Here is a 7,359-nt window from a genome sequence, read left to right on the forward strand (position 1 = left end):
GAATAGACCGCGCGACCGCATGGCGGCCACCGTGGCTATCGTGGGATGACCAGCAAAGGGAATTTCGCGGCTGGCGAGGAAGTAGCGGACACGAATATCCGCGACATCCGATGGGCCGGTAAACGTGCACTCCACCAGCGATGTTTCGCGGACATAGGCGGTGCAGACATCCACCGGCAATATGGCCCCGCCGTGGACAACAGCGCAGCCGTTACCTCCGAATGCCCGGTCACTAAAGGCATCCACCCAGTCAAAGTCGAACCAGCTCATGCCGCATCTCCCATATGCATTTCGTCGCGTCAGGGACGCGCCCTGCCGGTTCGCATGTTTCGCCGCTGTAGCGGCGGATGTCACGTATTTTCAGAAAGTCTGGGACCGTTCAGTGAACGGCCACCGGCGACAGATCGTGCTGTCGCGCCAGCACAAAGGCCAGCTTGCGGTCAGATACCAACGCAAGTTGCTGACCATCGGAGTCGTGGACAGCATAAAGCTGGTCCAGATCTCCGGCCTGATCCTGCAGATCCTGAGGCAGGTCGGCCACGTCGACAGCTTTCACATATACGATCCGGTCGCCTTCGGTGTTGATCTCAATCGGTGTATTCATGCCTTACCCCTTTCTTATGTTGATCGTTTGCACCACGGTTTCGGGCACGGCGCGGGTCAGGTCGACATGCAGCAGACCGTTTTCCATAATCGCCTCGCCCACCTCGACACCATCTGCCAGCACGAACATGCGCTGAAACTGGCGCGCGGCGATGCCCCGGTGAAGGAACACACGTCCCTCACTGTCGTCGCGTTGACGGCCCCGGATAACCAGTTGGCGATCCTCGATCGTGATCGACAGGTCCTCTTCAGCAAAACCGGCCACGGCCAGTGTGATGCGGTAGGAAAAATCCGAGGTCTGTTCGATATTATAGGGCGGATACCCTTCATTTCCGGCCTTTGCAGACCGTTCAAGAAGGCGTTCCAACTGCTCGAACCCCAAAAGATGCGGGTATGAGCCAAGAGTAAGTTTCGACACGTTATTATCGTCCTTCATTGTCAAAGCGACGTGTTGTGCGGCCCCGTAGCGGCAACCGTACATAACAGAATATGGGAAGAAACCAGGATGTCCACAAGGTCTAGGCGGATTCACCGGAACACACTATTCTGTGTGGAACGCACCACCAGAATACTGAGTCGTCCATGAACGCACCCACCGACCTTTCGATGAAAACCGATGAAGTTCTGCGGGTTGAGCTGGAGGTTTTTCGTCGTCAGCACCGTGATCTCGATGAAGCCATCGAAGCGCTACAGGCCAAGGGCACAGCCGATCAGCTGACCGTAAAACGTCTGAAAAAGCAGAAACTGCGCCTGAAGGACATCATACGTCTGATCGAAGACCGCCTGACCCCCGATATCATCGCCTGAGGCGCGCGTACCGCATTGCCTGACAGGCGGATTTGGCTATAGTGCGCGCTCTTTCCGAAGGCAGGGACGTAAGCGGATGAGCGATGTGAAGGTGGGGATCATCATGGGCAGCCAGTCGGACTGGCCCACGATGAAAGAAGCAGCAGATATTCTGGATGATCTGGGCGTGGCTTATGAGGCGCGGATTGTCTCGGCCCACAGAACACCTGACCGGCTTTGGGATTACGGAAAGACCGCTGTAGAGCGCGGATTGCAGGTTATTATCGCCGGTGCGGGCGGTGCGGCACACCTTCCCGGAATGATGGCGTCCAAAACGCGGGTTCCCGTGGTCGGTGTACCGGTGCAGACACGGGCGCTGTCCGGTGTCGACTCGCTGTATTCAATTGTTCAGATGCCCAAGGGCTTTCCTGTGGCGACCATGGCAATCGGTTCCGCCGGTGGTGCAAATGCGGGCCTGATGGCTGCGGGTATTCTTGCCCTGCAGGATGAAGCGCTGGCCGAACGGCTGGATGCATGGCGCGAGGCGCTCTCGGCCTCGATCCCCGAGGAGCCAAGCGATGACTGAGGCGCTCGCCCCCGGGGCAGTAATCGGAATTCTGGGCGGTGGTCAGCTGGGCCGGATGCTTTCAGTAGCAGCCTCGCGTCTGGGATTTACCACCCATATCTATGAACCCGGCGCAAACCCGCCCGCAGGTCAGGTTGCAGATCGCGTTACCACCGCCGCCTACGATGACGAAGCCGCTCTGACGGCTTTTGCGAAATCCGTGGACGTCATCACCTATGAATTCGAGAACATTCCGACCGAGGCTCTGGATCTGCTCGAGGCGCATTGCCCCATCCGACCGGGACGCGAAGCGCTGCGGGTCAGTCAAGACAGGTTGACCGAAAAGACGTTTCTGCAGGGGCTGGGGCTGAATACGGCGCCTTTCGCTGACATTACCGATCTGGACAGCCTGAACGCGGCGATCGAAGAAATCGGCACGCCTGCGATCCTCAAGACCCGCCGCTTTGGCTATGACGGCAAAGGACAGGCACGGCTGCACGCACCTGAAGACGCCGAAACGGCATTGGCTGACATGGCAGGGGCTCCGGCCATTCTTGAGGGGTTCGTGGATTTCTCGCATGAGGTGTCGATTATCGCTGCGCGCGGTCTGGATGGGCAGGTTGCCTGTTTCGATCCGGGCGAGAATGTGCACCGTGATGGTATCCTGCACACCACCACAGTCCCTGCCCGCCTGCCCCCTGCACAACGGACCGACGCGATCCTGCTGGCGGCAAATATCCTTAACGCGCTGGATTATGTCGGCGTCATGGGGGTTGAGCTTTTTGTAACGCCGCAGGGCCTGATCGTGAATGAAATCGCACCGCGCGTTCACAACTCGGGGCACTGGACCCAAAATGGCTGCGCCGTCGATCAGTTTGAACAACATATCCGCGCTGTGGCGGGCTGGCCGCTCGGCGATGGGCAGCGTCACTCAGACGTGGTGATGGAAAACCTGATCGGACACGATATGGACCGGGTGCCGGAACTCGCTCGCGAGCGGGACGTGGCCCTGCATCTATATGGCAAGGCCGAGGTCAAGGCTGGTCGTAAGATGGGGCATTTCAACCGGGTCGTTCGCTGATCGACCCCGCTTTTCAGCCAATGAATTGCGTCGCGATGTCACCGGACATATGGCTGATACGACCTGCTGCAACAGTTGCCGCAACCCGATGGGTTTCGGCATCCAGTATCACCAGATCGGCGCGTTTACCGGGTGCCAAAATGCCACGATCATCCAGCCCCAGCACTCTTGCAGGGCCTTCAGACACCAGAGCCCAGGCCCCAGCCAGATCAAGCAACCCGGTTTTGGCCACCATCAGCGCGGCACGACGCGGGCTGGGATAGTGATAGTCCGAGGCCAGCGCATCACACAGCCCCATCGTGATCAGGTCCAACGCACTGACATTTCCCTTGTGCGAACCACCGCGAACCACATTGGGTGACCCGAGAATGATGTGATCGCCATTCGAACGCGCCGCCTCGGCCGCGTCGAGCGTTTCAGGGAATTCAGAGATAGAAACGCCGCGATCACGCCACCATGCCCTTGTTTCTGCGGTGGCATCGTCGTGACTGCCCAGCCGGATACCTTGTTGACGCAGATCTGCGCACAAAGCGTCAAGCGCACCCGGGACCTCTTCTTTTCTCGCATGCATGTTCAGCAGCATATCAAAATGAGCGTCCGGATTGCGCCCCGCCTTGAGCGCCTGCCCCGTCAGGCGTGGCGGCTTGCGGCCTTCGGCCAGACGGTCATGCGGCAGATGGTCGTTGAAAACGACGTAGGGCACCTGCCATTCGGCGATGCGGCCTGGCAGATCTGCATAATCCTCGAGCATGTGGGTTTCGAACCGCAACTGTGGGATCAGATCGGTCACTGTACTGTTTTTGACAGACGCGATGGCATCAAAAACCTGCGCCGCAAATTCTGGGCCGCGCACACCGCCTTCCCAGCTATGAAACTGGGCCAGCACAGCTGTCGTAATACCGTTTGCCGCTAGCTCGGCCTCGACCGAAAGGATGCCTTCGGCCATTTGCTTCATTGCTCCGCGGCGCGGTGCGATGTGGCGTTCGAACCCGTCACCATGCAGATCGATGATTCCGGGCAGAACGATGTATCCCGACAGGTCAACCTGACGCCCAGTCCGATCCTGTTGAACAATCCCGTCGCCGATGCTGAGTTCTGCAGGCACAACGCCTTCAGCGGGCAGCAGCACATCCGCGCCCGTGAATGTCAGTTCAAGTGATGTCATCGCGTGGGTTCCGACTCTGGTTCCGAGCAATCCTGCCCGATGCAGATCTCGTCTATTATGTCCATGACCCCATCAAGCCAAGTGATCTGTGGGTCAAACTGACCGTACTCGATAAAGTGTAGCGCCTGCGCCATGACACGCGGATTGTTCATCATGAATGTATGGGTCACCGGCAGAACGATATGATCAGCCATGCCCTCGACCTTGGTTGTTTCTACTGACACCTTGCCGTCATCCGTGCCATCAATCAGGGATGACCAAATTGGGTTCAGGGAATTCTCGCCTGCAATGACGCCCAGTTCGAAGTCTACCGGCGGCAGGCGGCGCGGCAGACCTTCTGGTCCTGTACCTAACGCAAGACCCGCCGGTCCGTGCAACAGGCCAAACACCTCCCAGTCACCCAGTTCATCAACCAACTGACTGCCCTGGTTCGGCGGGCCCAACATAACGACGCGGCCGAGGTTCTCGGGGTGATTATCCTGCAGCCAATAGCGCAACAGGATACCCCCCATCGAGTGAGCCACGATATTGACCTTGTCATCGCCACATTCGGCGAATGCATCCGGCAGGGTCTGATTGGCCAGCTCCGGGATCGGCAAATCCGTCGAAGGATAACCCGGTCGTACGACGTTGTAGTCGTGAACCCGGAACAACTGCTCCATGACTGAGAACGAGGCTTCGGTGCGCGCAAGTCCATGCAAAAGCACAACGCATTTAGCGCTCGCAACAGCGGGTGTCAGGAACAGGAATATTGCGACCAGAAACCTCATGCCAGCCAGATAAGGCCTATCTTGCGCGGTTGGAACCCCTAGCGGCGCTTCAACCGCACCACGGCCAGTGCGATACCGCCCAGCACCAGCATTGCTCCGACCATCAGTTTCAGACTCGCGATTTCGCCCAGCAGGATCACTCCGGCAATGATCGCAATGATTGGGACGCTGAGTTGGACAACCGCCGCTGCAGCCGGAGCAAGTTGCGGCAGAACCCGATACCAAAGGGCGTAACCCATCCCGGATGTGACCGCGCCCGACAGGATTGCAAGCAGATAACCAACAGAATTGATCTGCCATCCAGCACCAAACCATAGCAGAGCCAAAGCGGTAACCGGCAAAGCCACCACGAAGTTTGCAGCTGTCCCGGCCAAGGCATCCGGCTCGGAGCGTCCGGCCAACGAATAAGCGGCCCAGCCAACTCCGGCGGCGGTCATCAAGGCGGCCCCTGTAAGATCGACCTGCAGCGCACCCGATGGCCACAACACAAACGCTAGGCCCGCAAGCGCTATTGCAGCACCAAGCATTTGCCGGGCGGTAGGGACCGCGCCGAATGCGGTGTTCGCCGCAAACATGGTGATCTGGACCACACCAAACAGGATCAGCGCGCCGAGACCAGCATCCAGTGTCAGATAGGCCACCGAAAACCCGATCATATAGAGCGATAGCGCCCCTGCCCCGATGATCCTTCGCCTGTTCCGCAATGGCAGCTGCGTGCCACGCATAAGGACAAGAAGTGAAAGAACCAAAGCCCCGGACAAGACCCGGACCACAGCAAAACTGGCCGGATCGCTGGCCCCGCTGTCGACCGCCAGACGGTTCAATATCGAATTTGCCGCAAAGGCGCACATGGTCAGGGTGGTCAGCAGGAATAGTCTCATATCAACCGGATAGCGGTTTAACAGAGTTTTGGACACTCACTTTCCTGCGGGCATAAGCTGCAAAAGGAAACGGGGCCGCCCAAAGGCGACCCCGTTCTTATTTCTCAGTGCGGCCCCTTTTCGGCAGCTTGGCCTGTTGGCCAAGCGCCTGTCGGGTTCGTCAGAATTCGCTGGTGCGAACTCGACGTGCTTACATCATGCCGCCCATGCCGCCCATGTCGGGCATGCCGCCTGCAGCAGGTGCGTCTTTCTGCGGCTTGTCAGCAACCATTGCTTCGGTGGTGACCAGCAGGCCAGCAACCGATGCCGCGTCTTCCAGAGCGGTACGGACAACTTTGGCCGGGTCGATCACGCCGAACGAGAACATGTCGCCATATTCTTCGGTCTGTGCGTTGAAGCCAAATGCAGCGTCAGTGGACTCACGGACCTTGCCCGCAACAACCGCACCGTCAACACCCGCGTTCTCGGCGATCTGGCGCAGCGGCGCTTCGATTGCCTTACGAACGATGTTGATGCCTGCGCTTTGATCAGCGTTTGCGCCTTCCAGCGATTCCAGTGCTTTACCGGCCTGAACCAGAGCAACACCACCGCCGACAACAACGCCTTCCTGAACAGCAGCGCGTGTTGCGTTCAGAGCATCGTCCACACGGTCCTTACGCTCTTTCACTTCAACTTCGGTCATGCCGCCGACGCGGATAACAGCAACACCGCCTGCCAGTTTGGCAACGCGCTCTTGCAGCTTCTCACGGTCGTAGTCCGACGAGGTTTCTTCGATCTGAGTGCGGATCTGAGCAACGCGTGCCTCGATCTCGGCTTTCTCGCCAGCACCGTCGACGATGGTGGTTTCGTCTTTGGTGATTTCGATTTTCTTGGCGGTGCCCAGCATGTCCATGGTGACGGACTCGAGCTTCATGCCCAGATCTTCGCTGATGACCTGACCGCCGGTCAGGATTGCGATGTCCTGCAGCATGGCTTTACGGCGATCGCCGAAGCCCGGTGCCTTGACAGCAGCAATTTTCAGACCGCCGCGCAGTTTGTTGACAACCAGAGTTGCCAGCGCTTCGCCTTCAACGTCCTCAGCAATGATCAGCAGCGGCTTTTGCGACTGGATCACCTGCTCGAGCAGCGGAACCATCGGCTGCAGCGAGGACAGTTTCTTTTCGTGCAGCAGGATCATGCAGTCGTCGAGTTCTGCAATCATCTTGTCTGCGTTGGTGACGAAGTAAGGCGACAGGTAGCCACGGTCGAACTGCATACCTTCGACAACGTCGGTCTCGGTTTCCAGACCTTTGTTTTCTTCGACGGTGATAACGCCTTCGTTGCCAACTTTCTGCATCGCGTCTGCGATCTGCTGGCCGATTTCGGCTTCGCCGTTGGCCGAGATGGTGCCAACCTGAGCAACTTCGGCCGAGTCTTTGACTTCGCGCGAGGCGTCTTTGATGCCTTCAACAACCTTGGCAGTCGCCAGGTCGATGCCGCGCTTCAGGTCCATCGGGTTCAGGCCAGCA

Annotated in this window: 10 protein-coding genes; 3 read left to right on the forward strand and 7 right to left on the reverse strand. The window is 58.5% G+C overall.

Annotation, left to right across the window (positions count from 1 at the left end; translation table 11 throughout):
* From E1297_RS30965 to E1297_RS30975, 3 genes are all read right to left on the reverse strand, one after another.
* Positions 1 to 270, reverse strand: a 270-nt coding sequence (locus E1297_RS30965) for a PhzF family phenazine biosynthesis protein (protein WP_196223447.1), incomplete at its 3' end; no start/stop codon positions are given.
* Positions 271 to 379: 109 nt separating this feature from the next.
* The gene (locus tag E1297_RS30970; RefSeq protein ID WP_155144857.1) at positions 380 to 604 is read right to left on the reverse strand and encodes a DUF1150 family protein; all 225 of its coding nucleotides are present in this window, start codon (positions 602 to 604) and stop codon (positions 380 to 382) included.
* A 3-nt stretch (positions 605 to 607) separates the two neighbouring features.
* Positions 608 to 1,021: an Hsp20 family protein gene (locus E1297_RS30975; RefSeq protein ID WP_085821398.1), complete on the reverse strand. Its 414-nt coding sequence runs from the start codon at positions 1,019 to 1,021 to the stop codon at positions 608 to 610.
* 164 nt (positions 1,022 to 1,185) lie between these two features.
* On the opposite strand from E1297_RS30975, the gene E1297_RS30980 reads away from it, so the two are divergent.
* The 3 genes from E1297_RS30980 to E1297_RS30990 all read left to right on the forward strand — a co-directional run bounded on the left by E1297_RS30980 (position 1,186) and on the right by E1297_RS30990 (position 3,035).
* Positions 1,186 to 1,410, forward strand: a complete 225-nt coding sequence (locus E1297_RS30980) for a YdcH family protein (protein WP_155144859.1) — start codon at positions 1,186 to 1,188, stop codon at positions 1,408 to 1,410.
* A 76-nt stretch (positions 1,411 to 1,486) separates the two neighbouring features.
* Positions 1,487 to 1,975 (forward strand): 5-(carboxyamino)imidazole ribonucleotide mutase, encoded by a 489-nt coding sequence (gene purE / locus E1297_RS30985; RefSeq protein ID WP_155144860.1) that lies wholly within the window; start codon positions 1,487 to 1,489, stop codon positions 1,973 to 1,975.
* Positions 1,968 to 3,035, forward strand: coding sequence for a 5-(carboxyamino)imidazole ribonucleotide synthase (locus tag E1297_RS30990; protein ID WP_155144861.1), 1,068 nt, complete (start codon positions 1,968 to 1,970; stop codon positions 3,033 to 3,035). The genes purE and E1297_RS30990 overlap by 8 nt, the downstream gene beginning before the upstream one ends.
* A 13-nt stretch (positions 3,036 to 3,048) precedes the next feature.
* Here the strand turns inward: E1297_RS30990 and E1297_RS30995 are convergent, their stop codons facing one another.
* From E1297_RS30995 to groL, 4 genes are all read right to left on the reverse strand, one after another.
* Positions 3,049 to 4,200, reverse strand: a complete 1,152-nt coding sequence (locus E1297_RS30995; protein WP_155144862.1) for an alpha-D-ribose 1-methylphosphonate 5-triphosphate diphosphatase — start codon at positions 4,198 to 4,200, stop codon at positions 3,049 to 3,051.
* Positions 4,197 to 4,970: an alpha/beta fold hydrolase gene (locus E1297_RS31000; RefSeq protein ID WP_155144863.1), complete on the reverse strand. Its 774-nt coding sequence runs from the start codon at positions 4,968 to 4,970 to the stop codon at positions 4,197 to 4,199. Before E1297_RS31000 ends, E1297_RS30995 begins: the two co-directional genes overlap by 4 nt.
* A 38-nt stretch (positions 4,971 to 5,008) precedes the next feature.
* Complete coding sequence (locus E1297_RS31005) at positions 5,009 to 5,887, reverse strand: DMT family transporter (protein ID WP_368669752.1); 879 nt, start codon at positions 5,885 to 5,887, stop codon at positions 5,009 to 5,011.
* Between the two features lie 154 nt (positions 5,888 to 6,041).
* The coding region (gene groL, locus E1297_RS31010; RefSeq protein WP_155145040.1) for a chaperonin GroEL at positions 6,042 to 7,359 on the reverse strand (1,318 nt) is incomplete at its 5' end.

The sequence above is a fragment of the Roseibium sp. RKSG952 genome (assembly GCF_009711355.1).

What these genes read in the sequence shown, in the direction of transcription:
- E1297_RS30980 (WP_155144859.1), top strand. Translation starts at nt 1,186, where the DNA reads ATGAACGCACCCACCGACCTTTCGATGAAAACCGATGAAGTTCTGCGG.
- purE (WP_155144860.1), top strand. Translation starts at nt 1,487, where the DNA reads ATGAGCGATGTGAAGGTGGGGATCATCATGGGCAGCCAGTCGGACTGG.
- E1297_RS30995 (WP_155144862.1), bottom strand. Translation starts at nt 4,200, where the DNA reads ATGACATCACTTGAACTGACATTCACGGGCGCGGATGTGCTGCTGCCC.
- E1297_RS31000 (WP_155144863.1), bottom strand. Translation starts at nt 4,970, where the DNA reads ATGAGGTTTCTGGTCGCAATATTCCTGTTCCTGACACCCGCTGTTGCG.
- E1297_RS30990 (WP_155144861.1), top strand. Translation starts at nt 1,968, where the DNA reads ATGACTGAGGCGCTCGCCCCCGGGGCAGTAATCGGAATTCTGGGCGGT.
- E1297_RS30970 (WP_155144857.1), bottom strand. Translation starts at nt 604, where the DNA reads ATGAATACACCGATTGAGATCAACACCGAAGGCGACCGGATCGTATAT.